The sequence below is a fragment of the Azospirillum sp. UENF 111221 genome, from assembly GCF_058780625.1.
Genome location: NZ_JBSNCH010000002.1, coordinates 401,459 through 427,301, shown reverse-complemented (window position 1 = coordinate 427,301; position 25,843 = coordinate 401,459). Strand labels below are relative to the sequence as shown.

Here is a 25,843-nt window from a genome sequence, read left to right as displayed (position 1 = left end):
GTCGGCTTCAGTATGCCTGAGCCTCGCCCAACACCCCCGCCAAGGCCGGCGCCAGATCGCCGGCGCCGACCACGGTCACCCGCTCCAGCCCCAGCCAGCCGGCAAGCCGGCGCAGTTCCGCCGCCAGGGCCGGGGCGACGGCATCGGCCTGGGCATGCGGTTCGCCGTGGGCGGCCTGGACCAGCAGGGTGCCGGCCTTGCGGTCGGATTTCAGGTCGACACGGGCGGCGATGCGCTCGTCCATCAGGAAGGGCAGGACGTAATAGCCATGCTCGCGCTTGTGGGCGGGGGTGTAGATCTCCAGCCGGATGCGGGCGCCGAACAGCCGTTCGGTGCGCTGCCGCTCCCAGATCAGCGAATCGAAGGGGGAGAGCAGGGCGCGGGACGCCGCCTTGCGCGGGATGCGCAGGTCGGGGGTGACGTAGGCGATGCGGTCCCAGCCCTCCACCGTCACCGGCAGCAACTCGCCGCCCTCCACCAGTTCGGCGATGCGCAGGCGGGCGTCGGCGACGTCCAGACGGTGGTAATCGCGCAGGTCGCGCTCGGTCGCCACGCCATGGGCGCGGGCGGCGATGCGCAGCAGGGCGCGCTGGGCCTCCGCCTCCTCCGGGGTGGGGGTGTCGAGCACGGCGGCGGGCAGCACCCGCTCCGGCAGGTCGTAGAGCCGCTCGAACCCGCGCCGGCCGGCGGTGGTGACGAGGCCGGCCCAGAACAGGTACTCCAGCGCCCGCTTGCCGTCGCTCCACCCCCACCAGCCGCCGGCGCCGCGCCCGGCCTCGCTGAGTTCGGACGCTCCCATCGGCCCGCGTGACGCCACCTCCGCCAGAACCTTATCGATGTAGGGACGGCGTTCGACGGCGAAGCGCGCCAGTTCGCCATAGGTCCCCTCGCCGCGTTCGGCCCGCGCCATGCGCCAGCGGAACAGCGGCTGCTGCTCCACCGGGATCAGGGAGGCCTCGTGGCCCCAATATTCGAACAGCGCCCGCCGCCTGCCGCCATAGGCCAGCCGGTCGAGCAGAGCCGCCTCGTAGGGACCGAGCCGCGAGAAGAGCGGCAGGTAATGGGAACGGACCAGCACATTGACGGAATCGATCTGCACCAGCCCCAGCCGCCCGATCAGGCGCCGGGCATGACGGGCTTCGACCGTGTCGACGTCGGCGGCATCGGTGGCGACGGCGGGGCTGTTGGGGAAACCCTGGGCGGCGATGGCGACGCGGCGCGCCTCGCGCAGGGACAGGCTGTCTGGACGGGGCATGGGTACGGAGGGAGGTTGGATGGGACGCCAGCTTGAGAATGCGTTTGATTTTCGTCAAGGCGGCGTGACGGCACGGGGCGCAGGCTGACGGTCATCCTGCATTGCAGCACCCGTCCTGCGGAGTTCCTGTCCATGTCCTCCCCCAGTCTTGCCGGCCGTGACGACGGCCCCGCCATCCCGATCCTGTTCCAGTATGGCTTCCGTTTCTTCTTCCTGTTCAGCGGTGTGGCCGCTGTCGGGCTGCTGGCCGCCTGGCTGGGCGTGCTGGTGACCGGCGAATGGCCGGAGCATGCGGCGGGCGCCAGCGCCTGGCATGCGCATGAGATGCTGTTCGGCATGGTGGTGGCCGCCATCGCCGGCTTCCTGCTGACCGCGGTGCCGAGCTGGACGGGGACCAGGGCGGTCTCCGGCGCGCCGCTGATGGCGCTCGCAGCACTGTGGATCGCCGGCCGCGTCGCCGTGTTCCCCTGGACCGGCATGCCGGAACCGGTGGCGGCGGTGATCGATGTCGCCTTCCTGCCGGGACTCGGCATCGCGCTCGCCCGGCCGCTGGTGAAGGCGGGCAAGTGGCGGAACAGCGCCTTCCTGATCCTGATCGGATTGCTGACCGCCGCCAACCTGCTGATCCATCTGGACTGGCTGGAGATGCTGGACGGCGGGGCTGATGCCGGCTTTGCGCTGGGGCTCGGCATCGTCCTGATGATGGTGACGGTGATCGGCGGGCGCATCCTGCCGGCCTTCACCCGCAACGGGCTCGGCAAGGACGGCCTCGGCGTGCGGTCCTGGCCGATGGTGGAGCGGCCGACGCTGGTTCTGACGCTGGCGCTGATCCCGGCGACGATGCTGGCCCCGGAGTTGGCGGTCACCGGATCGATCGCGCTTGCCGCCGCGGTGGCCCATGCCATGCGGCTGGCCGGTTGGCAGGGCTGGAAGGCTTGGCGCTCGCCGATCCTGTGGATCCTGCATGTCGGCTATCTTTGGGTGCCGGTGGCGCTGACCTTGCGTGGGCTGCATGCCCTGGCCGGGCTGCCCGCTGCTTCGGGAACCCATGCGATGACGGTCGGTGCCTTCGCCACGCTGATCCTGGCGGTGATGAGCCGCGCCTCGCTCGGCCACACCGGACGGCCGCTGACGGTGTCGCGGGCGACGGTCGCCGCCTATGTGTTGCTGACGCTCGCCGCGGCCGGCCGCACCGCCTCGCCGCTGCTGCCGGTGGACTGGGTGTGGGGGGCGCTGCAATGGTCGGGCTATGCCTGGGTCGCCGCCTTCGCCCTCTACCTCGTCGCCTATGCCCCGGTCCTGCTGGCGCCGCGGGCCGATGGGCGGCCGGGCTGACGGGCTTAGCAGGACGGACAAGGTGCAGTGGGGCGGGGCGTTACGCCCCGCCGCGGAAATAGCGGTCGATGGCGTCGGTCATCTCGACCTCGCGGAAGGGCTTGGTCAGGACCGGGCGGGCCTGATGGCTCTTCGGCAGGCCGGCGGCGCCATGGCCGGTGGTGAAGACGAAGGGGATGCCCTTGGCGCCCAGAGCGTCGGCGACGCTATCGACGCGCTCACCGCGCAGGGTGACGTCCAGCAGGGCGGCGTCGATGCCGCCCTCGGCGATCAGGTCCAGCGCCTCCGCCACCGTGCCGGCGGGGCCGACGACGACGACATTCTGGACTTCCAGCGAATCCTCGATGGCCATGGCCACCAGCGGTTCGTCTTCGACGAGCAGGATGCGCAAGGGCTTGGATCGGTCGGCTTCCATGGACAGGCGGCTCGCTGCTGGTCAAAGCGGTGGTCGGCGGACAGATGGGGGTCGCAATCCCATCCGGCAACCGGCGTGAGCTTTTCCGTTCAGCCGTCCGCTTGTCCACCCCGACCTTGGTCATCGCCCATTGGGCCATCCGCAAGCTCGGGCTGGACTATCACCCCAGATCATCAAGTGCCTGTTGGAGGGAGGGGTAGAGCGCCTCGACCAGCGATCCGTCCGGCCTAACCGGCGATGGCAGCACGTCCGCCCCTTGCAGCGCGCGGGCCAGGGGCAGGCCGCCGACCTCGACGAAGCCGCCGCGCTCGCCATACTGGCCGACGATCCAGTCCTTGAGCGCCGGGTCGCCGTCCAGCGCGTTGTTGTGCGAAATCATCGCATGGGTGCCGTCGTCGGACCGGCGATACCAGGCATGGCTGCCGTCGCCCAAATCCATCGGCGTGAAGCCGGCCGCGGTCATCGCCTGGCGAACCGCCGGCCGCACCCGGTCAATCCTCACCCCGGACCGCGTGCCGGTCCATTGGTCGAGATCGTCCGCAAGCTCGCTCATGGTGCCTCTCTGGTCGTTGTCCTGATGGATCAACGCTTCAGGGAAGCTTTTGTGCCGCGACCACCTGTCCGAATGTGGAAGCCGCCATTGCCTGATGGGTGCTGTCCAACCGTCGGCTTATCCGTTCAGACGTTCATGGGCGTGCGTGCGGCCAATGCTGCGAGCGAGCGGTCGAGCAGCTCGTAGAGACGCCCTTCCTGTTCCAGAACCGCGGCGGCGGGGGCGTGTTCCAACTCCTTCGCCAACAGGCCGAGGGCGGCGGCGCCGAGATTGAGCGAGGTGCCCTTCAGCGTGTGGGCGGTGCGGTTGTGCGGCTCTCCGGCGCGTGCCTGGGCGACTAGGCCGTCGATGGTCTTGCGGCCATTCTCGGTGAAGCCGGCGATGGAGGCGGCCCAGTCGTCGGCCGTCAGCACCTCCAGCAGCAGCGATACCTGTTCTTCGTCCAGCAGGTCGGCGTCCGGGATAGCGGTCATGTCAGCCTTCTGAGACGGGGATTCGGGAGCGGCCTGTTCCGGGGTGGGGGGCGGGCTGTTCCCGCCATTGCCCTTGCCCAGCACCGAAGCCATTTCGGCGAAGAGCAGGGCGGGACGCAAGGGCTTGGTGACGAAGCCGTTCATTCCGGCCGACAGGCATTCCGGCCGCGAGCTGCCCGACGCATGGGCGGTCAGCGCCAGGATCGGCACGCTGCCCCTGTCTCCGGGGAGGTCGCGCACGCGGCGGGTGGCGGTCAGCCCGTCCATGCCCGGCATCTGGATGTCCATCAGCACGAGGTCGAAGGGCTGGTCGCGGACCATGCGCACCGCCTCGCCGCCGCTGGCGGCCAGCGCCACGCTGTGGCCGGCGCGTTCCAGGATGCCGCGGACGATGTCGCGGTTCACCTCGATGTCGTCGACCGCCAGCACGCGCAGCGGCGGCAAGGCGGCGACGCGCGCGGCCTCGCCCAGGCTGGTTCCGTGGCCGGCATCGACGCGGCGCAGCGCCGACGGATCGCCGGGACCGGCGACGATGGTGAAGCGGAAGACGCTGCCGCGGCCGGGAGCGGTGTCGACGGCGATGCTGCCGCCCATCAGCAGGCAGAGGTCGCGGCAGATCGCCAGCCCCAGCCCGGTGCCGCCATAGCGCCGGGTGATCGAGCTGTCGGCCTGGGTGAAGCGGTCGAACAGGGTCGGCACCGAGTTCGGGCGCGATGCCGATGCCGGTGTCCTCCACCTCGAACTCCAGCAGGAAGGAGTCCGGGCGGCCCTGGGGAGCGGACTCGGCAGGGTCGCGATCCAGCCGGCGCACCCGCACGGCGATGTGGCCGTCTTCGGTGAATTTCACCGCGTTGCCGACCAGATTGAACAGGATCTGGCGCAGCCGGGCCGGGTCGGTGACGATCACCTCCGGCACCGACGGCATAAGCCGGGCCGACAGGTCCAGCCGCTTGTCGGTGGCATTGGGGCGCAGCACCTCCAGCACGCCGTCGATCAGCTGGGGCAGGGCGCAGTCGGCCTCCTCCAGGTCGATGCGCCGGGCCTCCAGCTTCGACAGGTCCAGGATGTCGTCCAACAGCCGCAGCAGCGTTTCGGCCGACCGGCGGGCGACGTCGGCCAGCCGCTTCTCCTTCGCCGGCAGCGAGGCATCGGCCAGCAGGGTCAGGTTGCCCAGCACGCCGTTCATCGGGGTGCGCAGCTCGTGGCTGACGGTCGCCAGGAATTCGGTCTTCGACCGGCTGGCGGCTTCCGCCTTCTCCTTGGCCTGGAGCAGCTGTTCGGCGGCGCGCCGCGGCTCGGTCACGTCGATGCACAGCCACAGCTTGCCGATGGCGGTCCCGGCAGCATTGCGCACCGGCACATTGTGCCAGCTGACGATGCGCCCGTCGGTCAGCGTCATCTCGCGCCGCTCGTCGCCGTCCACCGCCGACAGCAGCGTGTGGTCGGTGTCGCTGGGGGCGTTGCCGGCATTGGCAAGCGTCTCGTCCAGCCGGTGGCCGACCGGCGCCCCGGCAATGGCGAACAGGGCGGAGAAGGCCGGGTTGGCATAGGCGATGCGCCCGTCGGCGCCGACGAACAGCACGCCGAAATCCATTGCCGACAGCAGGGCCGACAGGCGGGCGCGTTCCTGCTCCATGTCGCGGGCGAGCGCCTCCTGCTCGTCCAGGGCCACGGTCAGCTGGTCGACGCGCTCCTTGATGGCGTGGGACATGGTGTTGAAGGCGGCCCCCAGCCGGCCGATGTCGTCGTCGCCTTCCGCCAGTGCCGGCGGGCTGTAATCGCCGGCCGCCACCCGTTCGCTGGCCCGCGCCAGCGCCGCCAGATGGCGGGTCAGCCACAGGCCGAGCAGGGTCAGCAGCCCGGCCGACAGCAGGATCTCCGACAGGGCGATGGCGATGCCCTGGGTCAGCAGGTCGCGGCGGGCCTGGACGATGTGGGCCAGCTCCAGGCCGAACTGCACCGTGCCCAGCTTCTGGCCGGCCAGCGACACCGGCACCGTCACGTCGTAGCGGGCGACGCCGTCCTTGGCGTCCAGCGTCAGCGTCGGGTCGGGAGCGGGCAGGCTGCGGTCCTGCGGCCAGCCGCTGGTCGCCACCAGCTTGCCCTTGCTGTCGGCGACGGCGAGATAGAGCACGCCGCCGGTGGAGCGGCTTTCGTCCAGCACCGCCTGCAGGGTCGCATAGTCGCGCTGGGCCAGCGGCGCCACCAGGGCGGCGTTCAGCACCGGCGCCACCTGTTCGGCATGCAGCTTGGCCTGTTCGGCGAGGCTGCCGTAGAGCAGGCGCACGCTGTTGGCGACCAGCAGGGTCAGCATGATCGCCTCGACCGCCATGGCGGCGGCCAGCATGCGCCCGCGCAGCGTCTTCCAGGGCGCCAGACGGGACAGGATCATTTCCCGGCCTTCAGGACGCTCCGGACCTCGTCGGCCAGCGGCTCCATCGCCTCCAGCTCCTCGTCGGTGACCGGGCGGTAGCCGCCCAGTTGGTTGGCGTCGAAATAGGTCCGGCCCTCCGCGGTTTCGCCGAAGGCGAACAGCGCCTTGCGCAGCGGCTCGGCCAGGGTGGCCTGCTTGCCGTTCAGCATATAGACGCGCCCGGCCATCGACCGGCTTTCGGCGACGGTGGACAGCTGGGCCTGCACCTCCGGCGCCAGCTTGGCGCGGTTGGCCAGCGACATGAAGCCGGCCGACGCGTCGCCGGCCAGGATCAGCTGGGCCACGCTGTCGGCGGCGCTGACATAGCGGAGCTGGATGTTGGGCAGCTTCTGCTCGGCCAGCCAGTGCTGGCCCCACAGGGTGACCAGCGACGATGGGCTGAGCCCCAGCACGGTGGTGCCGGCCAGCGACTGGACCGTCCGGTAGGGACCCTTGGCCGCCGTCACCAGCACGGCGCGGAAGTCCGATTTGTAGGTCAGCAGCGGCAGGTAGCCGGCATCCTTGCGCAGCATCTCCGCCTGATGGCCGGTGGTCACGGCGATGTCGTAGTCCTGCTCGACCGCGCGGCGGGCGAAGGCGGTGAAGTCGGGCGCCGTCACGATCTCCACCGGCCGGCCCAGCGCCGCCTCCACCGCGCGGCGGACGGGCTGGTACTGTTCGATGATGACGCGGGCGCTGGTGTGCGGGGCGATGCCGATGCGGAACGCCTGCTCCTCTGCCAGAGCCGGAAACGGAGCGGTGGCCGCCAGGCCGCACAGCACGGCGGAACAGAGCGCGGCGAGGCGGACGAACGGTCGCTTGGTCATGGCTTTCGGCTCCCTACGGACTGCAGGTTTGAAATGCCGGCGCTTGGACGGACAGCATTCGTGACGGCGGCGGCCCGAGCGGTGGTCTAGGACGAAAGATATAACATTCGATAAATGCCGCAGGTAGGGGCAAGAGCGCACAGGGTGGCCTTTGCCGGGCATGAACCGGCCAACACCCACTGCTGGCGGCGCTCCTTGGACCTTTGACCGTCACACCCCGCATCATTCCGGCGGAGGTGCGCAACTTCGGAACGGCGGCCGGACAGGATTCTGCACGAAGCCAAGAAAGATCACGCTTTGGTTGCGGACCGGTCCGCTATGTGTCGGAGAGCCCGCATCAACCCCCGCACAGCCACCGAGGACCCCGCCCGTGCCGGAACGAGCCCAGGACCCGCAGTCCGCCATCTGCCGCGCCATCCGCCTCCTGCGCAGTCACAGCCGCGGCTGCGACAGCGTCGAGACCCGGCGCCTGCTGATCCACACGGAACGCTGGATGATCTGGATGCTCCGCCGCGAGGAGGGCGAGGATTTGCCGGTGCCGGCGGAGCTGGCGGGGTGAGAGGCCCCGAAAGAAAGCTCCGAACGAAAACAGGCCCCTCCCGGTTGGGAGGGGCCTGTTTCGTCGAAGGATGCCCGACGGCGCGTCAGGTCGTGCTGCGCAGCTGCTCCGCCCGGTTGGAGCGGGAGGCGGCGTAGTGGTCCTTGGCCAGCAGGGTGTAGACGGCCGGCAGGACGAACAGGGTGAACAGCGTGCCGATCAGCATGCCCGACACGATGACCAGACCGATGGAGAAGCGGCTGGCCGCACCGGCACCCGCCGCGGTCAGCAGCGGCAGCAGGCCGACCACCATCGCCGCGGTGGTCATCAGGATCGGGCGCAGGCGGACGCGGGCGGCATGCTCGATGGCGGTGCGGCGGTCGACGCCCTCGTTGAGCTGCATCTCGCGGGCGAACTCCACCAGCAGGATGCCGTGCTTGGAGATCAGGCCGATCAAGGTCACCAGACCGACCTGGGTGTAGATGTTCATGGTGGCGACGCCGAAGAACAGCGGCAGCAGCGCGCCGCAGATCGACATCGGCACCGACACCAGGATGACCAGCGGGTCGCGCAGCGATTCGAACTGCGCGGCCAGCACCAGATAGATCACGATCAGCGCGAAGGCGAAGGTGACCATCAGCTGGCTGCCCTCCGTCACGAACTGGCGCGATTCCGACAGGTAGGCGTGGTTGAAGCCGGCCGGCAGCTGGGTGCGCGCCTGCTCCTCCAGGAACTCGACGACCTGACCCATCGAGACGCCCGGCATCGGCACGGCGGAGAAGGTGGCCGAGGGCAGCTGGTTGTACTTGTTCAGCGCGTTGGGCTCCACCGCGGTTTCCACCGACACCACGGTCGACAACGGGATCTGGGCGCCCGAACCGGAGGTGACGTAGTAGTTAGTCAGAGACTCAGGAGTCAGGCGCTCGGCCCGCGGCACCTGGGGAATGACCTCGTAGGAGCGGCCGTTCAGGTTGAAGCGGTTGACGTAGTTGCCGCCGACCAGCACCGACAGCGTGCTCGACACCGACTGCATGGTCAGCCCGAGATCGGCGGCCTTGGCGCGGTCGATCTTCAGCCGGACGACCGGGCTGTCATATTGCAGGTCGCTGTCGGTGACGATGAACATGCCGCTCTTGGTGGCGGCGTCCTTGATCCGCTCGATGGCGTCGAAGATGGTGCGGTAGTCGCCGGGGCTGGAGATCACCATCTGCACCGGCAGGCCGCCGGTCGAGCCGGGCAGGGCCGGCGGCGACACCAGGAACACGTTGATGCCCGTCACCTTGCCCAACTCGGCCTGGGCCAGCGGCTGCAGCTCCTTGGCCGACCGCTTGCGCTCGCCCCACGGCTTCAGGATCATGCCGGCGAAGCCCTGGTTGAGGGTGGGCAGGCCGGTCAGGATGAAGCGGGTGTCGGTCTCCGGGAAGGCGGCGAAGGTCTCGTCGATCTGCTTGCCGAAGCTGTCGATGTAGTCGAGGTTGGCGTATTGCGGCCCCTTGGAGATGCCGAACAGGATGCCCTGGTCCTCTTCCGGCGCCAGTTCCGACATGGTGTTGGCGAACAGGTAGCCGACCGACAGCAGGATGCCGACCGCGAACAGCAGGGTCGCGGCGCGATAGTCGAGCATGCCGTGCAGCCGCCGCTCGTACCAGCCCGCCAGCCGTTCGAACTGGCGGTCGAGGAAGGCGGCGAAGCGGCCCGGCTCCCCCTCCTTCAGAATGACGGAGCACATCATCGGCGACAGGGTCAGCGCCACCACACCCGACACGATCACCGACGCGGCCAGCGTGAAGGCGAATTCGCGGAACAGCGCGCCGGTCAGGCCGCCGAGCAGGCCGATGGGGGCGTAGACCGCCGCCAGCGTGATGGTCATCGAGATGACCGGCCCGATGATCTCGCGGGCGCCGATCAGCGACGCGGCGACCTTCGACTTGCCGTGCTCGATATGCCGGTGGATGTTCTCCACCACCACGATGGCGTCGTCGACCACGAGGCCGATGGCGAGCACCATCGCCAGCAGCGTCAGCAGGTTCAGCGAGAATCCCAAAGCCAGCATGAAGGTGGCCGCACCGACGATGGACAGCGGAATCGTCACCACCGGGATCAGAACCGAGCGCAGGCTGCCGAGGAACAGGAAGATGACGACGATGACGATGGCGACCGCCTCCAGCAGCGTCTTCACCACCTCGTCGATGGAGGCCTGGATGAAGCGGGTGCTGTCGTAGACGATCTCCATGTTCATGTTGGGCGGCAGGTTGCGCCGCAGCTCCGGCTCCATCTTGCGGATGTCGGCGACGATGTTCAGCGGGTTGCCGGTGGGGGTGCTGTCGATGCCGATGAAGATCGCCTGCTGCCCGTTCATCGCCACGCTGGCGTCGAAGCTCTTGGAGCTGAGTTCGACCGTGGCGATGTCGCGCATGCGCACCAGCGCCCCGTCCTTGGCCTTCACCACCATGTCGCGGAACTGCTCAACGTCGGTCAGGCCGGTGTTGGCGGTGACGTTGGAGATGACGAAGACGCCCTTGGTCTGGCCGGGAGCCGACTGGTAGTTGTTGGCGGCCACCGCCGCCGAGACGTCGGCCGGCGAGATGTTGCGCGCCGCCATCTTGACCGGGTCGAGCCACAGCCGCATGGCGAAGGTCTGGCCGCCCAGAATCTGGGCGCGGGCGACGCCCTCCACCGTGGACAGCACCGGCTGCACCACGCGCGTCAGGTAGTCGGAGATCGCCGCTCCCGACAATTCGGGGCTGGAGAAGCCCATATAGAGGATCGAGGTGGTCTCGCCGGTCGATTTCAGGATGACCGGGTCGTTGGCCTCGCGTGGCAGCTGGTATTTGACCTGCTGCACCTTTGCCATCACGTCGGTCATCGCGACGTTGGGGTCGAAGTTCAGCCGGACATAGGCGGTGACGACGCTCTGCCCCTGGGTGGAGGAGGAGGTCAGATAGTCGAGGCCCTCGGCCGAGGAGACCGCCTGTTCGATCGGCGTGGCGATGAAGCCCTGCATCAGCTCCGGCGAGGCGCCGGGATAGCTGGTGGTCACGGTGATGACCGTGTTCTGCAACTGCGGATACTGCCGGATCGGCAGCTCCAGCAGCGCGCGGGCCCCGACCAGCAGGATCAGCAGGCTGACCACGAGCGACAGGACCGGCCGGCGGATGAAGATATCGGTGAAACTGCCCATGGCGTCGGCCTCAGTTCTGCGGCAGGGTCTGCGGCGGGGTCAGCGGATTCTTCTCCGCCGGGACCACGGCCGCGCCGTTGGCGAGCTTCAGCTGGCCCGACACCACGACGCGGTCGCCGGGGTTGATGCCGCTGCGGATCTCCACGCGGTTGGCGAGGCGGTCGCCGACCTTGACCGGCTTGCGCTCCACCACCAGCTGCTCCTTGCCGTCCTGGGTCTTCTGCGATTGGGCGACGAAGACCGAATCGCCGTAGACCGTGTAGTCGACCGCGGTTTCCGGAACGGTCAGCGTGTTGGGCTGCGGCGGCAGGACGACGCGGACATTGGCGAACATGCCCGGCCGCAGCTGGCGCTCCCGGTTGTCCATGGTGGCCTGCACCTTGACGGCCCGGGTGTCGGCGCTGACCTGCGGCTCGATGGTGGTGATCTTCGCCTCGAAATCGCGGCCCGGCAGGGCGTCGACGTTGATCAGCACGCCCTGGCCGACCGACAGCTTGGTGAAGCTCTGCTCCGGCAGGGTGAAGTTGATGTAGAGCTGCGACAGGTCGGTCAGCGTCACGATGGTGGCGCCGGGATTGACGTAGTCGCCGACATTGACCTGCCGGATGCCCAGCTCGCCGTCGAACGGCGCCTTGATCAGCTTCTGGCCGATCAGCGCGCTGGTGCGCTTCATGTTGGCGTTGGTCTCGTCGAGCTGCGCCTGATACTGGTCGACGTTGCTCTGGGGCGTCGCCTGGCTGCGGCGCAGGTCGCGGTAGCGCTCCAGGTTCAGCTCGGCCAGACGCGCCTGGGCGCGCTGGGCCAGCAGGTCGGCCTGCTCGGTGGCGTCGTTCAACTGCACCAGCGGGTCGCCGGCCTTGACGCGGGCGCCCGATTCGAAGGGGATGCGGTCGATGCGGCCGGCGACTTCGGGGGCTACCGTCACCTGACGCGCCGCCTGGAGCGTGCCGATGGCGGTCAGGTATTTCGGGATGGTCTGCACCGTCGCCTCGGCCAGCGCCACCGGGGTGGGCGGCGGCTTGTTGTTGGCGAAGAAGTCGGCGATGGCCTTGGCGCGGAAGCTGTTGAAGCCGTACAGCCCCGCACCCAGCAGTCCCAGGATCACCAGCGTGATGACGATGCGCACGGTCAGCCGCCCGCGCGTCACCGGCTTGCGCGGCGGCGAGGTGGGGGGAGGCGCCCCGCGACCCGGCTCGGACGCCGGGTGGCCGAATGACGTCTCGGTCTTTGGCGAATGGTCCAGGGTCACGATCGGCTACTCCGGTCTCTCGGGTGTGGGTTCGTCATTCTCGGCTGCGCCATTCATGGGCTTGGCTGCGCCATTTGCGGGCTTGGCTGCGCCATGTGGCGGCGGCTCCGGCGGCGGCTGGGAAGGCACGAAGGGAAAGCGTCCGCCGCTTTCATGCGCGGCGATGGCGGTGTCACGCAGGCCGAGCCCGCGCAGGATGAACCAGATCGTCTGGCGCGCAAGGTCGGGACGGCCGCAGGGATAGGGTACGATGGCCCCGCCGGACAGGCAGACGGTCGCCATCATCTCGCAAAGATGCTCGGCGAGCCAGAATCCGTTCTCCGCATCGACCGGACCCGGCAGCAGGTCGCCGGCGGCGGTCGCGGCCTCGATGGAGGCGGCGAAGCAGGGCAGGAAGCGGCTGCGGATGCCCTCGAAAACCTGCCGCATGAACTCGCCGTCTTCGAGCAGGCTGATGATCGACAGGCGATGGCGGGCGCGTTCGTCGGGATCGGCCGGCAGCTCGATCACGAAGTAGTTCACCATCCCCTGGATCATCTGCACCAGCGTGCTGGTGCTGGGCGGCAACGCCACCAGCCGTTCATATTCCGGATCGCCGTCGATGCAGCTGAGGAAGATCGACTCGTAGAGCGAGGCCTTGGACGGAAAATGCTTGAAGATCAGCGCCTCCGACACGCCGGCGGCCTGCGCGATCTCCTTGGTGGTGGTCGCGGCGAAGCCCTTGCGTGCGAACAGCGGCAAGGCGGCGTCGAGGATCGCCCGCTTGCGGGCGTGGCTGTCGAGGCGCGGGGCCATCAGAAGGGGGCCATCGGAGGGTGCCGGGTCAGTCGCTTGTGATAAGTGAGTGCTTACTCACCTTGCCGGCGGAGATATAGCTTGGGTGCGGCATCCTGTCCATGGGGTTTGGATGGATGGCCGAGGGTCTCCTGCCCGGCCCCTGACAGGAGCGGTCTGCGGCGGTCAGAGCGGTTGCAGCGGCATCGTCAGCGTCACCCGGGTGCCGGCATGCTGACGGTCATGATGCAGCAGCGCCCCCAGGCTGGCCGCCATCGCCTGGACGATGCGGGTGCCGAGGCCGGTTCCCTGGGGGGCATCGTCGCCGGAGAAGCCGACTCCGTCATCCTCGACGCTCACCGACAGCTGCCCTTCGGCAGCCGTCGCCCGCACGCGGATGCTGCCGGCCCGGCCGTCGGGATAGGCGTATTTGCAGGCGTTCGTGACCAGTTCGGTCACGATGACCGCCAGGGACACGGCCTTGTCGGTCGGCACGGAGACCTCGTCGGCGACGACGACGAAGCTGTCCGGGCGCTGGGACGCCATGGCGGTGTGCATTTCGGCGAGCAGCGTTTCCAGATAGGCGTCGAAGCGGACGGAGCGGACGTCGTCGGAGGTGTAGAGGCTTCGGTGGATGCCGGCGATCGCGGTGATGCGCAGCTGGGTCTCGTCCAGGGCGGTGCGGGCCATGGAATCGGACAGGCTTGACCGCTGCATCCGCACGAAGGCCGCCACCAGGGCCAGACTGTTGGCGACCCGGTGGTTGACCTCCCGCAGCAGCAGCTCCGCCCGGTCCCGTGCGGCGCGCATCTCCCGGTCCGCGCGCTCCCGTTCCCGGCGCAGAATGGCCTTTTCGAGCGCCTGCTCGATGGCCGCCGCCAGCAGATCGAAGAATCCCTCGCCGGTCTCCTTGGGAACATAGTCGTCAGCACCGGCCTTCAGCGCCGCGACGGCCACCCGCGTGTCGCCGGCACCGGTGACATAGATGACCGGCGGGGCATTCTCGCGCGCCAGCAGGGCGGGCAGTATGTCCAACCCGGTCGCTCCCGGCATCTCGTGGTCCAGCCCGACCACCGCGATGCCGCCCTGTTCAAGCCGCTCCAACCCGTCCCGGCCATCCTTCGCCCACTCCACCGCGTAGCCGCGCCGTTCGAGTTTCCGCTGCACCAGCCGGGCCAGGGCAACGTCGTCGTCGATGTAGAGGATGCGTATGGCCGGGTCGGTCATGCCTCCGCCTCGGGAACCTGGATGACGGAGAAGAACAGACCGAGCTGCCGGATCGCGGTGGCGAAGCTTTCGTAGTTCACCGGCTTGGTGATGTAGACGTTGGCGCCGATGTCGTAGCAGCGCTGGATTTCCTGCCGGTCGTCGGTGGTGGTCAGCACCACGACGGGGAAGCGCTTGGTGTGGGGGTTCGCCTTGAGCCTGGACAGGATATCGACCCCGGTCATGTCCGGCAGGTTCAGATCCAGCAGGATCAGAAGCGCCCGGCCCATGCTGGCCTGTCCGCTTCCGTCCGGACCGAACAGGTAATCGAGGGCGCTGGTGCCGTCGGTGAAGGGCACGATCTCGTTGGTGACGCCGGCCCGCCGGATGTTCTTCTCGATCAGGCGGGCATGTCCCTCGTCGTCCTCGATCATGACGATGCAGACCGATTGAGGGTCACGATTCATGAGCGGGCTTCTCCGGGGACAGGGCAAGAACTTTCGGAAGGCTTATGCGAAAGATACTGCCCTGTCCAGGAACGGAATCGACAGTGACATCGCCTTGCAGGCGCCGGACGAGCGTGCGGACATAGGCGAGGCCGATTCCCTCTCCCGGACGGTCCTGCACGCCGGACCGGCGGAACAGCTCGAAGATGCGTTCGTGATCCTGCGGTGCAATTCCGCGGCCGTTGTCCGCGACCTCGAAGATCAGCGAATCCGCTTCCGACCGTCCGCGGATGGCGATCCGGCCGGGCCGGGCGGGGTCGAGATATTTGATCGCATTGTCCAGCAGGTTCCCGAACACCTGCTCCAGGGCGAGCCGGTCGGAGACGAGCGACGGCAGCGGGCCGGCGATGTCGACGGCACAGCCCAGTTCGCCGGCCCGGTGGCGGTTGCTGGCGGCCACGGCTTCCACAAGAGCCTGCATGGAGACGGGTTCGGGGTTCAGCGTCCGGCTGCCCTGGCGCGACAAGGCGAGGATGGCGTTGATCAGACGATCCATCTTCGTCGTCGACGTGCGGATGAAGCCGATGGCCTCCGGCATGTCCTCGGCGACCGCCCGCCGCGCCTCCGCCGCCGTGGCGTCGTCGCCATCCGCCGGTCGGCGATCGAGATCGGCGGTTACGCTGGCCAGCCCCGCTTCGAGCTCGCTGGTGAAGCCCATCACGTTGACCAGCGGCGCGCGCAGATCGTGGCTGACGATGTAGGCGAAGCGCTGGATCTCGCCGTTGGCCCGCTGCAACTCCATGGTGCGGTCCGACACGCGCTGCTCCAGGGAATCGTTGAGGGCCTGGATCGCACGCTGCGCCTGCATGAGGGCGCGCGTGTAGCCGACCGCAATCCACACGGCACCGCCGACGACCAGCAGGATGAACAGGCCGCCCAGGATCGCCACCCATCCCGATGTCCTGGCCTGCCCGGTCAGGGCGCGGAGCTGGGTGTCGAGCTGCGCATCGGCGGGGGTGATCAGGTCGGCGAGCGAGCGCCGGGCATCGTCCATCAGCCTCATGCCGCGCCCGGTCTGCACGATGGCTAGGGAGTCGTCCCGGCGTCCGGCCTCCATCAGGGCGATGGTCTCCGCCAACTCCTGCCGCTTGGCCGCAGCCAGATCGACGAGATGGTCGAGGATGCGCAGCTCGCCGGCATCGCCGTCGGCCAGCTCGCGCAGCCGGGCGATGGTGGCGTCCACCGCCGCGACGGCCGTCTCGTAGGGCTTGAGATACTGGCGGTCCTCGGTCAGCAGGTAGCCGCGCTGTCCGATCTCGGCATCCTGCAACTGGCTGAGCAGGGTCCCGGCGGCGACGCGCAGGGACGATATCCGGCTGACCGAGCGGGAATATTGCTGAGTGCTGTCTGCCAGCCACCCCGACATCACGATAATCGCCAGCAGCGCGAAGGCGGCGGCGAGCAGCATCAGAAGGGCACGGCGGGTGACTGTGCTGCCGGACGTGGGCATCGCGGAGAGCCGTGCGGTACGAGGAAGAATTAGTTCCTCTACCAATTCGCAGGAGGGTTGGCAATCGATTGACGGCTCGGGTCTTTCGGCGGCCGGGGATTTGCCGTCATGGATCGATCCAGATCGGCAGGATCGATGCGACCAGGAGAAGCGCCAGCGCGATGTTGAGTGCTCTCCAGTGCCGGTCCCGGGTCAGGACGCGCCGGAGCAGCCGGCCGCCCAGGCACCAGACCGACAGCGATATCGACGCGAAGCATCCGAAGGCAATTCCGAGAATAACGGCAACTTCGGCCGGACCGTCGCCAATCGACGAGAAGGATGCGGCGGCTCCGGTGGTCATCGCCCAGCCCTTCGGATTGTACAGGACAAGCCAGGCACCGCCCGCGATGCTCGCCGGCTTGGCAACCGATCCGGTCGTCTTCGGAGCACCCGTCCGTGACAGCTGAAAAGCCAGCCAGAGAAGATAAGCCGTTCCCGCGATCTTGACCGCCGTCTGTATCGCCGGCACGGCAACGAATATACCCTCGATCCCGGCCGCGGCGGCGGCGGCCATGCCGGCGAGGCCGAGCGATATTCCGGCGATCAACGGAAGCGATCCCCGATAGCCGAAATTCATGCCCGATGCGGTGGCAAGCGTCGTGGCCCCGCCGGGAGACATCGTTGCCGCCAGCACGAAAAGCGCGAAACCGCTCAAGGTTTGCATCTCCTCCACCCCCCGACCCGATGACCTGAGGTCTGGTTAGAGCGGTCGGAGGAATTAAGGAATGGAATAATCTTAATCTTTCACATTACGTATCCTAATGGAGCGGATGGCTGAGGGCGTCGCCATGATCGTGACTGCCGCGGCCGCACTCCTTCGGCAGCGAGCTTGAAACCGCAGTTCCATCTTTCGTCATTTTTTGAAGCTGTTGGGACGGACGAATGGTTTTCCGCAGCTGCACACTGGCCTTACAGTCAAGCCATCGACCTGACCGGAAGGAGCGTGCGCGCGATGGAGCCCATCCTGTGGGAATGGATCAACGCCCTGGCGCGGTGGCTGCACGTCATCACCGCCATCGCCTGGATCGGATCGTCCTTCTACTTCATCCATCTCGACGCCTCGCTGCGCAAGCGCACCGGGGCGCCGGCCGGGACGGCGGGCGACGCCTGGCAGATCCATGGCGGCGGCTTCTACCACATGACCAAATACATGGTCGCCCCGCCGCAGCTGCCGGAGGAGCTGACCTGGTTCAAGTGGGAATCCTACGCGACGTGGCTCAGCGGCTTCTTCCTGATGTGCGTGCTGTATTACCGCGGCGCCGACCTGTTTTTGATCGACCAGGACGTGCTGGCGCTCAGCCACTGGCAGGCGGTGGCGATCAGCGTCGGCGCGCTGGTGGCGGGCTGGGTCGCCTATGACCTGATGTGCAAGTCGCCGCTTGGCCGCAACGACGGGGCGTTGGCTGTCGCCGGATTCGTCATGCTGGTGGCGACCGCCTGGGGCATGACGAAGATCTTCAGCGGGCGCGGCGCCATGCTGCAGGTCGGCGCCCTGATGGCGACGATGATGGCCTGCAACGTCTTCATGCTGATCATCCCCAACCAGCGCAAGACGGTGGCCGCCATGCTGCGCGGCGAGACGCCGGATCCGTCGCTGGGCAAAAAGGCCAAGCAGCGCTCGCTGCACAACAATTACCTGACCCTGCCGGTCGTCTTCCTGATGCTGTCCAACCATTACCCGCTGGTCAGCTCCACCCGCTACAACTGGGTGATGGTGGCGCTGGTCCTGGTGGTCGGCACGGCGATCCGCCATTTCTTCAACAGCCGCCATGCCGGCAAGCCGACGCCCTGGTGGACCTGGGGGGTGGCCGCCGCCGGCATGCTGGGCTGCATCTGGCTCAGCACCCTGGGGCCGGCGACCGCCGATACGGCGGCTGCGGCGCCGGTGAAGGTCGGCTTCAATCAGGTGGAGGAGATCGTCGCCACCCGCTGCAGCATGTGTCATGCCGCCCAGCCGGTGTGGGAGGGCATCGCCACCCCGCCGCGCGGCGTCGTGCTGGAGGGCGACGGCATCCGCCGCCATGCCGAGCAGATCCGCCTGCAAGCCGGCTACAGCAGCGCCATGCCCCCCGCCAACATCACCGGAATCACCCCGCAGGAGCGGGCGGTGTTGGCGGCGTGGTCCGGGGACATTAAGTAACCCTCCCTCACAGCACTCCATCGAACCGGACCCCCATGCCCGACCAGTTTATCGCCGCCCCCGTTTCCGCCGCCGTCCGCGGGCGCCTGCTCAGCTTCAACCGCGCACCCGCCGGACCGGGGGACCTCGATTGCCTGACCTATCGTGAGGACGGGCTGCTGCTGGTCGGGGCGGACGGGCGGATTCTGGAGGCCGGTGACTGGGCCGACCTGCGTGGCCGGGTTCCGGACGGGGTGGCGGTCGACGACCACAGCGGCAAGTTGGTGCTGCCGGGCTTCATCGACACCCACATCCATTTCCCGCAGACCCAGGTCATCGCCTCCTACGGCGCCCAGCTGCTCGACTGGCTGGAAAAATACACCTTCATCGAGGAGCAGCGCTTCGCCGACCCGGTCCATGCCGCCGCCAACGCCGCCTTCTTCATGGACGAGCTGCTGCGCAACGGCACGACCACGGCTGTGGTCTACGGCTCGGTCCACCCGCAGTCGGTCGACGCCCTATTCGCCGAGGCCGAGGCGCGCGGCGCCGGGCTGATCGCCGGCAAGGTGATGATGGACCGCCATGCGCCCGCCGCCCTGACCGATACGGCCGAGAGCAGCTATCGCGACGGCAAGGATTCTGATCGGCCGCTGGCACGGGACCGGGCGGCAGCGCTACGCCGTGACTCCGCGCTTCGCCATCACCTCGACCGAGGCGCAGCTGGAGGCCGCCGGCGCGCTGCTGCGCGAGCATCCCGGCGTCCACATGCAGACCCATTTGTCGGAGAACACCGACGAGATCGCCGAGGTGGGGCGGCTGTTCCCAGGTGCCCGCGACTACACCGACGTCTATGACCGCTTCGGGCTGCTGGGGCCGACCTCGCTGTTCGGCCACTGCATCCATCTGTCGGAAGCGGAGATGGCCCGGCTGTCGGAGAGCGGCTCGGTCGCCGTTTTCTGCCCGACCAGCAACCTGTTCATCGGCAGCGGCCTGTTCGACCTCGACGCCCTGTCGAAGCCGGAGCGGCCGGTGCGCACCGCCATCGCCACCGATGTCGGCGGCGGCACCAGCTATTCCATGCTGCGCACCGCGGCGGAGGCCTACAAGGTGCTGCAACTGCGGCGGCAGAACCTGCCGGCGCTCGCCGCCTTGCACTGGATGACCCGCGGCAATGCCGAAGCCTTGGGCATGGCCGGCGAGATCGGCAGCCTGGAGCCCGGCCGCTGGGCCGACCTCGTCGTGCTCGATCCCGCCGCGACGCCGGCTATGCGACATCGCATGAAGGCGGTGGACTGCGATCTGGAGGAGGAGCTGTTCATCCAAGTGACGCTGGGCGACGACCGTTCGGTGGCCGCCACCTATCTACGCGGCCGCAATTCGCACCTGCGGCAAACCGGCGCTTGACCCAAGCCCCTAGTCCCTGTAGGACTTCCGCCGTCATTGGGGAGTAGCCACCCGCCGGCAGCGATCCGGTGGGGTTCGCGTCAACAGACTTGGATGGTTTCGGCCTCCGGCCGTTACCGCCATGGCGCGCACGGCGACCAAAGGGTCGACCCGGCGAGACCAGTGGATCGGACATCTCCGCGGCCAGCCGGAGTCCGTCCGATTCCACTGTGTTGTCTGGCCCGGGAATAGCCATGATCGCCACGTCCCTCGCGCTCGCCTTCAGCCTTTCGATGGACAGCTTCGCCGCCGCTCTCGGCCGCGGGGCCTGTTCGCGCCGTGCCGGTTTGCCGGAAGCGGTGCGGGTGGGAGCCGCCTTCGGCGTCTGCCAGTTCGCCATGCCGCTGGTCGGCTGGGGCATCGGCATCGCTTTCGCCAGCCTGGTGGAGTCGGTTGATCACTGGATCGCCTTCGGCCTGCTGCTGGCGGTCGGCGGTGCGATGCTGCGCAACGCCATCATGGACGGCGAGGATGAGGGCGAGGAGGATTGCGGCCCGGTGCGCAGCGTGCGCGCCGAATGGCTGGCCCTGCTGACCACCGCCGTCGCCACCAGCATCGACGCCGCCGCCGTGGGGGCGGGCTTGGCGCTGGTCGATGTCGACATGGTGACGACCTCGGCGCTGATCGGCGTGGTGACCTTCGCCGTCGCCTTCGGCGGCGTGCTGATCGGCAAGGCCGCCGGCAACCATCTGGGGCGCTGGGCGGAAATGGCCGGCGGCGTGGTGCTGATCGGGCTGGGCGCGAAGATCCTGCTCGAGCACACGATGGGGTAAGCGCTGCACCGAACGGCGGGAGAGGCACCGAAAATGCCGAAACTCCCGCCGCCTTGCCGGCCTACCAGCGCGCCTCGTCCGTGCCGAGCGGTCCGGCCGGCCGTTCCCAGCGGACCGGCGATCCTTCGACCGTCACGGCGGGCTTCAGGCGCAGGGCCGGTCCCCAGGCCGTATTTTCCGGATCGTTCGTGAAATCCTCCATGCCGAGGGGCGGCATGGTCGGGCCGCCGTCAGAGGACGGCAGTTCGGTGAGCAGCGTCCCGACCCTGGCCAGGGATGTGCGCCAGCTCGATCCCCGCCCGTCCGCGAGCCGGCGGGTCAGGCCGCGCACCGCAGCGGTGGCGAGAAGATAGCCGGCGGCATGGTCGAGCGCCTGGACCGGCAAGGGCCTGGGCCGGTTGCCGCCCTCGCGGCGCATCCCTTCGGCGGCGATCCCGCCGCTCATCTGCACCAGACTGTCGAAGCCCCGGCGGCTCCTCCAGGGGCCGGTCCAGCCATAGGCATCCAGCGACACATCGATCAGGCCGGGGCGGATGCGCTGCCGGGTTTGAAGGTCGAGCCCCAGCCGGTCGAGGGCATCGGCACGATAGCCGTGCACCAGCAGGTCGGCCTGGCACAGCAATTCCGCGAACCGTGCCCGCTGGCCGGGGTCGCGCAGGTCGAAGCGGGCGCGGCGCTTGCCGAGCGTCATCTCGGGCAGAAGGGCAGGTTCGTCCCACCAAGGCGGGTCGATCCGCAGCACCTCGGCGCCGAAACCGGCAAGGAACCGCGTGGCGGCCGGTCCGGCGAGGACGCGGGTCAGGTCCAGAACCTTCACGCCTGCCAGGGGACGCTCCGGCCGGGCAGGGGGCCGGGCAGGAGTATGGACGGCGTCGGCCGGCTCCTGTGCCTCGACCCACAGCAGCGGTTCCCGGGCGACCGCCTGTCCTTGCGGATGGCTTCGCCAGGATGTGAGATCGCGCATCGTCGCGGCGCACCCGCCTTCGCCGACGACTGCGCTTTCCAACCCGTCGGCGTCCCAGCGGCGGACGGCGGCGGCCACCGCATCGCGGTCGGGCGGTGCGCCGAGACAGCGAAGGGCTGCATCGCGGTGGTGCACGGCGTTGGTGTGAAGGCGGATCCAGCCATCCCTGGCCTCGTAGTCGCCGGCGATCGGGTCCCAGGCGGGTGGCAGGCTCCAGCCCAACGGCTTTACGGAGGTGCCGAACCACAGGGAGGCCAGACGCTGGTCGACCGTCACGGACGGGTTGTGGCCGAAGGCTGCTTCCTTGAATTCGGCGACGGCCAGACCGGCCGCGGCCGTTGCGGCGGTGGCCAGCGCACTGACCGCGAAGACGGAGGGAAGAGTCCCTTCGCCACGAAGCACGACCGAGCCAACCAGCCGGTCGTCGCCGCCGGCGGCCCGCCAGATTTCGGCAAGGGCCGTGCGTTGCGGGGAACCGGAGTCCCCGTTCATCAGCGCCATGATTTTCTCCATCGGAAGAGCGGGTTCCAGGCCGCTCCGGCTTCACTCCATCGCGGGCCAGCTATATCGTCAATCTTGATTGTTTCGATCAATGTGACGGGTGGGCACCATGACGGGCGCGCTGACGGTCTATCTGTCCGCCGAAGAGGCGGCGAAACGGTTGGGAGTGTCCCGCCAGACCCTCTACGCCTATGTCAGCCGCGGCCTGTTGCAGGCCCATCCCGCGGCGGACCCGCGGCAAAGCCGTTATCTGGCCGATGAGGTCGAACGGCTGGGGGTGGAGCGCAAACGCGGCCGGCGGCCGAAGGAGGTCGCCAAATCAACACTGGATTGGGGAGCGCCGGTCCTGGAATCGGCGATCACGCTGATCCGGCACGGGCGGCTCTATTACCGCGGACAGGACGCCGTGCGTCTGGCCGCCACGGCGACTCTGGAGGAGACCGCGGCGCTGTTCTGGGCCTGCGCGGTGGAAACCGCCTTCCCGCCGGAACCGCCGGTCGCCCTTCCCGGCTATGACGCCCTGCTGCCTCATTGCGCGGCGAGTTCGCCGGCGGAGGCCTTGCCCGCCCTGCTGCTGGCGGCATCGGCCGACGAGGCGACGGCGTCCTGGCGGCCGACCGATGGGCGGTTCTTCGAAAATTGCGGCAACCTGCTGCGCCTGCTCTTCGCGGCAGCCCTGCGCGGCCGGCCGAGTGCTGCACCGCTGCACTGCCAGTTGGCCACCGCATGGGGGCTCGACGAGGCGGGGGCCGATCTCCTCCGCATGGCGCTGGTGCTGTGTGCCGATCATGAGCTGAACGCCTCCAGTTTCACGGCGCGCTGCATCGCCTCGACCGGGGCAAGTCTGCGGGCGGCGGCCGTTGGCGGACTCTGCGCCTTATCCGGCCACCGGCATGGTTCGACCACCACGCGGATCGAGCATTTCTGGGCGGGGCTGACGGAACGGGAGACCGTGGCAACCCAGATCGAACGGCGGCTGGCTGCGGGAGAGAGGATTCCGGGTTTCGGACATCCGCTCTATCCCAGCGGCGATGTCCGCGCCAAGGCGCTGCTGGCCCGGCTTCTCCCGGACTTCCCGGTGGCGGCGGACCTGCTGGGCGCCACCGAAGGGCTGACCGGTCAGGCGCCGTCGATCGACATCGCCCTGGTGGTCCTGCGGCGGCATCTCGGGTTGCCTGAGGGAGCGGCCTTCACGCTGTTCGCCCTCGGCCGCGCCGCCGGCTGGATCGCCCAGGCGATGGAGCAGCGGGCCACGGACCATCTGATCCGTCCCCGCGCCATCTACACGGGGGTGCGACCTGACGAGGCCGGCGGCGATGTCGTGGCGGATGAGTCCTGAGCCGGCTATCCCGCCAGCGTCATGCCCATTTCCCAGAAATCCGCTTCCAGCCGGGACGCCTGCCGGAAGATGGTCAGCAGCCGGGGAAAGCGCGCCTCGGTCATGCCGTCGGCGGCCAGCCGGTCCAAATTCTCCCGCGCCGCCCGCGCCACCTCCTGATAGGCCTCGCCGGCATATTCGGCGATCCAGACGCGGTAGGGGTTGGTCTCAATCAGCGCACCCGGCAATGCCGCCAGCCGGCGGCCGATCTCGGCATAGCCGATGATGCAGGGGCTGAGTGCCACATGCAGGTCCAGCAGGTCGCCGCGCAAGCCGGTTTCCAGCACATAGCGGGTGTAGGCCATCGTCGCCTTGGACTCCGCCGCCTGCTCCAGTTCGGCGGCCGGCAGGCCCCAGCCGGCGCACAGGCCGACATGCAGGTCCATCTCCATGTCGAGGATCGCCTTCAGCCCGTTCAGCGAAGCCCGCATCTCGCGCAGGTCGCGGCCCTTGTAGATGGCGAGCGCATAGGCGCGGGCGAAATGGATCAGGAACAGGTAATCCTGCACCAGATAATGGCGGAAGCACTCCTGCGGCAGCGTGCCGTCGCCCATCCCGCGCACGAAGGCATGGTCGACATAGGCCGTCCAGTCCGGCTGCGCCCCGGCGACGAGCCGGTCGAACAGGTCGGGGGTGGCAGGGCCGGCGGCGGTGGGCGGGGTCATGGCGGCGGTCTCCGGTGCGGCTGACGACGTGGGGCCGACACTTTAGCCGCTATTCTCCCGTTTGCAGCAAGGCACCGCGCACCCGCGCCCGATGGAAGGCGTAGAGGAACACGGCGATGCCGCCCGCCATGTAGACCGCGTTCAGCCCGACCGCCCAGGCCAGATGGTCCCAGCGCAGCGTGCCGTCGAACACCAGCGCCCGCATGCCCTCGAACACATGGGCGGACGGCAGGGCGAGTGCCACCGGCTGGAGCCAGGCCGGCAGGACAGACACCGGGTAATAGACCGCGCTGACCGGGGCCAGCATGAAGACGACGATCCAGGCCAGCCCTTCCGCCCCCATGCCATAGCGCAGGATCAGCGCCACGATCAGCAGCCCCAGCGACCAACCCAGCACGATCAGGTTGGCGAAGAAGGCGGCGAGCGGCAGGCCGAGCGCGAAGACCGAATAGCCGAAGAAGGGGATCGCCAGCCCCGCCGCCGGCAGCACGCCGATCAGGGTGCGCAGCAGGCTCATGGTCATCAACGCCGTCACCCACTCGCCGGGGCGGAGCGGACTGACGAACAGATGGCCGAGGTTGCGCGACCACATTTCCTCAAGGAAGGAGATGGAGACGCCGAGCTGGCCGCGGAACAGCACGTCCCACAGCAGAACCGCGCTGACCAGCACGCCGGCGCCCTGCGCCACCCAGCCGCTGCCGCCGCCGCTGGATGAGGCCATGAACTGGTTGATGTAGCCCCACAGGATCATCTGCATGGTCGGCCAGTAGGCCAGTTCCAGGATGCGCGGCCAGGACCCGCGCAGCAGGTACCAGTAGCGCAGCACCATGGCGCCGACCCGGCGCAGCGAGAAGTCCGCGCGCGGAATCACCAAGTCATTCGGCGGCATCGGCGGTCTCCCCGGTCGGGATGCGGTCGTCGGAGGCGCGGGCGATGTCGAGGAAAACCTCCTCCAGCGTCTGGCGGCCATAGCGGGCGAGCAGCGCCGACGGCGCGCCGCGGTCGACGATCCGCCCCTGCCGCATCATCAGCACGCTGTCGCACAGCCGTTCCACCTCCAGCATGTTGTGGGAGGCCAGCAGGATGGCGGCGCCGGTGCGCAGCCGGTAGCGTTCGAGATATGTGCGGATCCAGTCGGCGGTGTCGGGATCGAGCGACGCCGTCGGTTCGTCCAGCAGCAGAAGCTCCGGGTCGTTCAGCAAGGCCTTGGCCAGCGCCACGCGGGTTTTCTGCCCTGCCGACAGTCCGCCCGACGGCCGATCCAGAAAACGCGACAGGTCAAGATGCTCGGCCAATTCTTGGACGCGCTTTTTGACGCATGTCAAACCGTAGAGGTGGGCATAGACGGTAAGGTTCTCCCGCACCGTCAGCCGATGGGGCAGCTCGACGTAGGGGGAGGAGAAGTTCATGCGCGGAAGCACGGCATGCCGATGGCGAGCCATGTCGACGCCCAGGATCTCCACTGTCCCGGCCGTCGGCAGCAACAGCCCCAGCAGCATCGAGATGGTCGTCGTCTTGCCCGCGCCGTTGCCGCCGAGAAGGCCGGTGACGCTGCCGCGCGGCACGGTGAAGCCGATGGCGTCGACCGCCGTGACGTCCCGCCCGTCCGGGGTGGGGAAGCGCTTGGTCAGCCCCTCCGCCCGGATGGCGGGGGCAATGGCCTGGGCAATGGCGGGGGTGGCCGGCTGCTGCTGTGGGATGGGTCGTTCGGTCATGGGCACAGAATATGGCGGCACGCGCCGCAACCGCCAGGGGCATGCGGCCCAGGGACAGGGATTGCGACAAG

General features: G+C 68.7%; 22 protein-coding genes, 2 pseudogenes and 1 riboswitch. Of the genes and pseudogenes, 6 read left to right on the top strand and 18 right to left on the bottom strand.

Features of this window, described 5'->3' with window-relative positions; genetic code table 11:
• Positions 1-7 precede the first annotated feature (7 nt).
• On the bottom strand, positions 8-1,255 hold the full coding sequence (locus ACWPN3_RS06550; protein ID WP_492243906.1) for a winged helix-turn-helix domain-containing protein: 1,248 nt from the start codon (positions 1,253-1,255) through the stop codon (positions 8-10).
• 132 nt (positions 1,256-1,387) lie between these two features.
• Between ACWPN3_RS06550 and ACWPN3_RS06545 the strand changes: the two genes are divergently transcribed.
• Positions 1,388-2,590 (top strand): NnrS family protein, encoded by a 1,203-nt coding sequence (locus ACWPN3_RS06545; protein ID WP_492261182.1) that lies wholly within the window; start codon positions 1,388-1,390, stop codon positions 2,588-2,590.
• 40 nt (positions 2,591-2,630) lie between these two features.
• Here ACWPN3_RS06545 and ACWPN3_RS06540 read toward each other — a convergent pair whose 3' ends face one another.
• From ACWPN3_RS06540 to ACWPN3_RS06515, 6 genes and pseudogenes are all read right to left on the bottom strand, one after another.
• The gene (locus tag ACWPN3_RS06540) at positions 2,631-3,005 is read right to left on the bottom strand and encodes a response regulator (protein WP_109451328.1); all 375 of its coding nucleotides are present in this window, start codon (positions 3,003-3,005) and stop codon (positions 2,631-2,633) included.
• Between the two features lie 160 nt (positions 3,006-3,165).
• Positions 3,166-3,558, bottom strand: coding sequence for a hypothetical protein (locus tag ACWPN3_RS06535; RefSeq protein ID WP_109453247.1), 393 nt, complete (start codon positions 3,556-3,558; stop codon positions 3,166-3,168).
• A gap of 125 nt (positions 3,559-3,683) precedes the next feature.
• Positions 3,684-4,031 carry an Hpt domain-containing protein gene (locus tag ACWPN3_RS06530; RefSeq protein ID WP_492261248.1) on the bottom strand — a complete coding sequence of 116 codons (348 nt, stop codon included), beginning with the start codon at positions 4,029-4,031 and terminating at the stop codon, positions 3,684-3,686.
• Positions 4,032-4,187: 156 nt separating this feature from the next.
• A pseudogene (locus tag ACWPN3_RS06525) lies at positions 4,188-4,730 on the bottom strand (response regulator); the annotation flags it as partial.
• 70 nt (positions 4,731-4,800) lie between these two features.
• A pseudogene (locus tag ACWPN3_RS06520) lies at positions 4,801-6,345 on the bottom strand (histidine kinase dimerization/phospho-acceptor domain-containing protein); the annotation flags it as partial.
• Between the two features lie 74 nt (positions 6,346-6,419).
• Complete coding sequence (locus ACWPN3_RS06515) at positions 6,420-7,271, bottom strand: phosphate/phosphite/phosphonate ABC transporter substrate-binding protein (protein WP_492243909.1); 852 nt, start codon at positions 7,269-7,271, stop codon at positions 6,420-6,422.
• Between the two features lie 370 nt (positions 7,272-7,641).
• Here ACWPN3_RS06515 and ACWPN3_RS06510 point away from each other — a divergent pair, with 370 nt between their 5' ends.
• Positions 7,642-7,830, top strand: a complete 189-nt coding sequence (locus tag ACWPN3_RS06510; protein ID WP_109050254.1) for a hypothetical protein — start codon at positions 7,642-7,644, stop codon at positions 7,828-7,830.
• An 85-nt stretch (positions 7,831-7,915) separates the two neighbouring features.
• Here ACWPN3_RS06510 and ACWPN3_RS06505 read toward each other — a convergent pair whose 3' ends face one another.
• From ACWPN3_RS06505 to ACWPN3_RS06475, 7 genes are all read right to left on the bottom strand, one after another.
• On the bottom strand, positions 7,916-10,990 hold the full coding sequence (locus ACWPN3_RS06505) for a multidrug efflux RND transporter permease subunit (protein WP_109451334.1): 3,075 nt from the start codon (positions 10,988-10,990) through the stop codon (positions 7,916-7,918).
• Positions 10,991-11,000: 10 nt separating this feature from the next.
• Positions 11,001-12,239, bottom strand: a complete 1,239-nt coding sequence (locus tag ACWPN3_RS06500; RefSeq protein ID WP_247873272.1) for an efflux RND transporter periplasmic adaptor subunit — start codon at positions 12,237-12,239, stop codon at positions 11,001-11,003.
• A gap of 6 nt (positions 12,240-12,245) precedes the next feature.
• Positions 12,246-13,034, bottom strand: a complete 789-nt coding sequence (locus ACWPN3_RS06495) for a TetR/AcrR family transcriptional regulator (protein WP_492243911.1) — start codon at positions 13,032-13,034, stop codon at positions 12,246-12,248.
• A 165-nt stretch (positions 13,035-13,199) separates the two neighbouring features.
• Positions 13,200-14,240 (bottom strand): sensor histidine kinase, encoded by a 1,041-nt coding sequence (locus ACWPN3_RS06490; RefSeq protein ID WP_109451338.1) that lies wholly within the window; start codon positions 14,238-14,240, stop codon positions 13,200-13,202.
• Positions 14,237-14,686, bottom strand: coding sequence for a response regulator (locus ACWPN3_RS06485; RefSeq protein WP_109451340.1), 450 nt, complete (start codon positions 14,684-14,686; stop codon positions 14,237-14,239). The genes ACWPN3_RS06490 and ACWPN3_RS06485 overlap by 4 nt, the downstream gene beginning before the upstream one ends.
• The gene (locus ACWPN3_RS06480; RefSeq protein WP_109451342.1) at positions 14,676-16,175 is read right to left on the bottom strand and encodes a sensor histidine kinase; all 1,500 of its coding nucleotides are present in this window, start codon (positions 16,173-16,175) and stop codon (positions 14,676-14,678) included. The genes ACWPN3_RS06485 and ACWPN3_RS06480 overlap by 11 nt, the downstream gene beginning before the upstream one ends.
• 106 nt (positions 16,176-16,281) lie before the next feature.
• On the bottom strand, positions 16,282-16,869 hold the full coding sequence (locus ACWPN3_RS06475) for a LysE family translocator (protein ID WP_492243913.1): 588 nt from the start codon (positions 16,867-16,869) through the stop codon (positions 16,282-16,284).
• Between the two features lie 297 nt (positions 16,870-17,166).
• Between ACWPN3_RS06475 and ACWPN3_RS06470 the strand changes: the two genes are divergently transcribed.
• From ACWPN3_RS06470 to ACWPN3_RS06460, 3 genes are all read left to right on the top strand, one after another.
• Entirely contained in the window at positions 17,167-18,354 is a 1,188-nt protein-coding gene (locus ACWPN3_RS06470; RefSeq protein WP_492243914.1) for a urate hydroxylase PuuD, read from the top strand.
• Between the two features lie 582 nt (positions 18,355-18,936).
• Entirely contained in the window at positions 18,937-19,737 is an 801-nt protein-coding gene (locus tag ACWPN3_RS06465) for a guanine deaminase (RefSeq protein ID WP_492261247.1), read from the top strand.
• A gap of 26 nt (positions 19,738-19,763) precedes the next feature.
• Positions 19,764-19,888, top strand: a riboswitch (yybP-ykoY riboswitch).
• Positions 19,889-19,970: 82 nt separating this feature from the next.
• Positions 19,971-20,549 (top strand): manganese efflux pump MntP, encoded by a 579-nt coding sequence (locus tag ACWPN3_RS06460; protein WP_098736136.1) that lies wholly within the window; start codon positions 19,971-19,973, stop codon positions 20,547-20,549.
• A gap of 61 nt (positions 20,550-20,610) precedes the next feature.
• Here the strand turns inward: ACWPN3_RS06460 and ACWPN3_RS06455 are convergent, their stop codons facing one another.
• Positions 20,611-22,014: a CoA transferase gene (locus ACWPN3_RS06455; protein ID WP_492243916.1), complete on the bottom strand. Its 1,404-nt coding sequence runs from the start codon at positions 22,012-22,014 to the stop codon at positions 20,611-20,613.
• Positions 22,015-22,123: 109 nt separating this feature from the next.
• On the opposite strand from ACWPN3_RS06455, the gene ACWPN3_RS06450 reads away from it, so the two are divergent.
• Entirely contained in the window at positions 22,124-23,353 is a 1,230-nt protein-coding gene (locus ACWPN3_RS06450) for a citrate/2-methylcitrate synthase (protein ID WP_492243917.1), read from the top strand.
• 5 nt (positions 23,354-23,358) lie between these two features.
• On the opposite strand, the gene tenA is transcribed toward ACWPN3_RS06450, so the two are convergent.
• From tenA to ACWPN3_RS06435, 3 genes are read right to left on the bottom strand one after another with little or no spacing between them, the layout of a single operon-like run.
• The gene (gene tenA / locus ACWPN3_RS06445; protein ID WP_109447313.1) at positions 23,359-24,057 is read right to left on the bottom strand and encodes a thiaminase II; all 699 of its coding nucleotides are present in this window, start codon (positions 24,055-24,057) and stop codon (positions 23,359-23,361) included.
• Between the two features lie 49 nt (positions 24,058-24,106).
• Complete coding sequence (locus tag ACWPN3_RS06440) at positions 24,107-24,946, bottom strand: ABC transporter permease (RefSeq protein ID WP_109447310.1); 840 nt, start codon at positions 24,944-24,946, stop codon at positions 24,107-24,109.
• A complete protein-coding gene (locus ACWPN3_RS06435) occupies positions 24,933-25,772 on the bottom strand; it encodes an ABC transporter ATP-binding protein (protein ID WP_247873033.1) in 840 nt (279 codons plus the stop codon). Before ACWPN3_RS06435 ends, ACWPN3_RS06440 begins: the two co-directional genes overlap by 14 nt.
• Between the last annotated feature and the right edge of the window lie 71 nt (positions 25,773-25,843).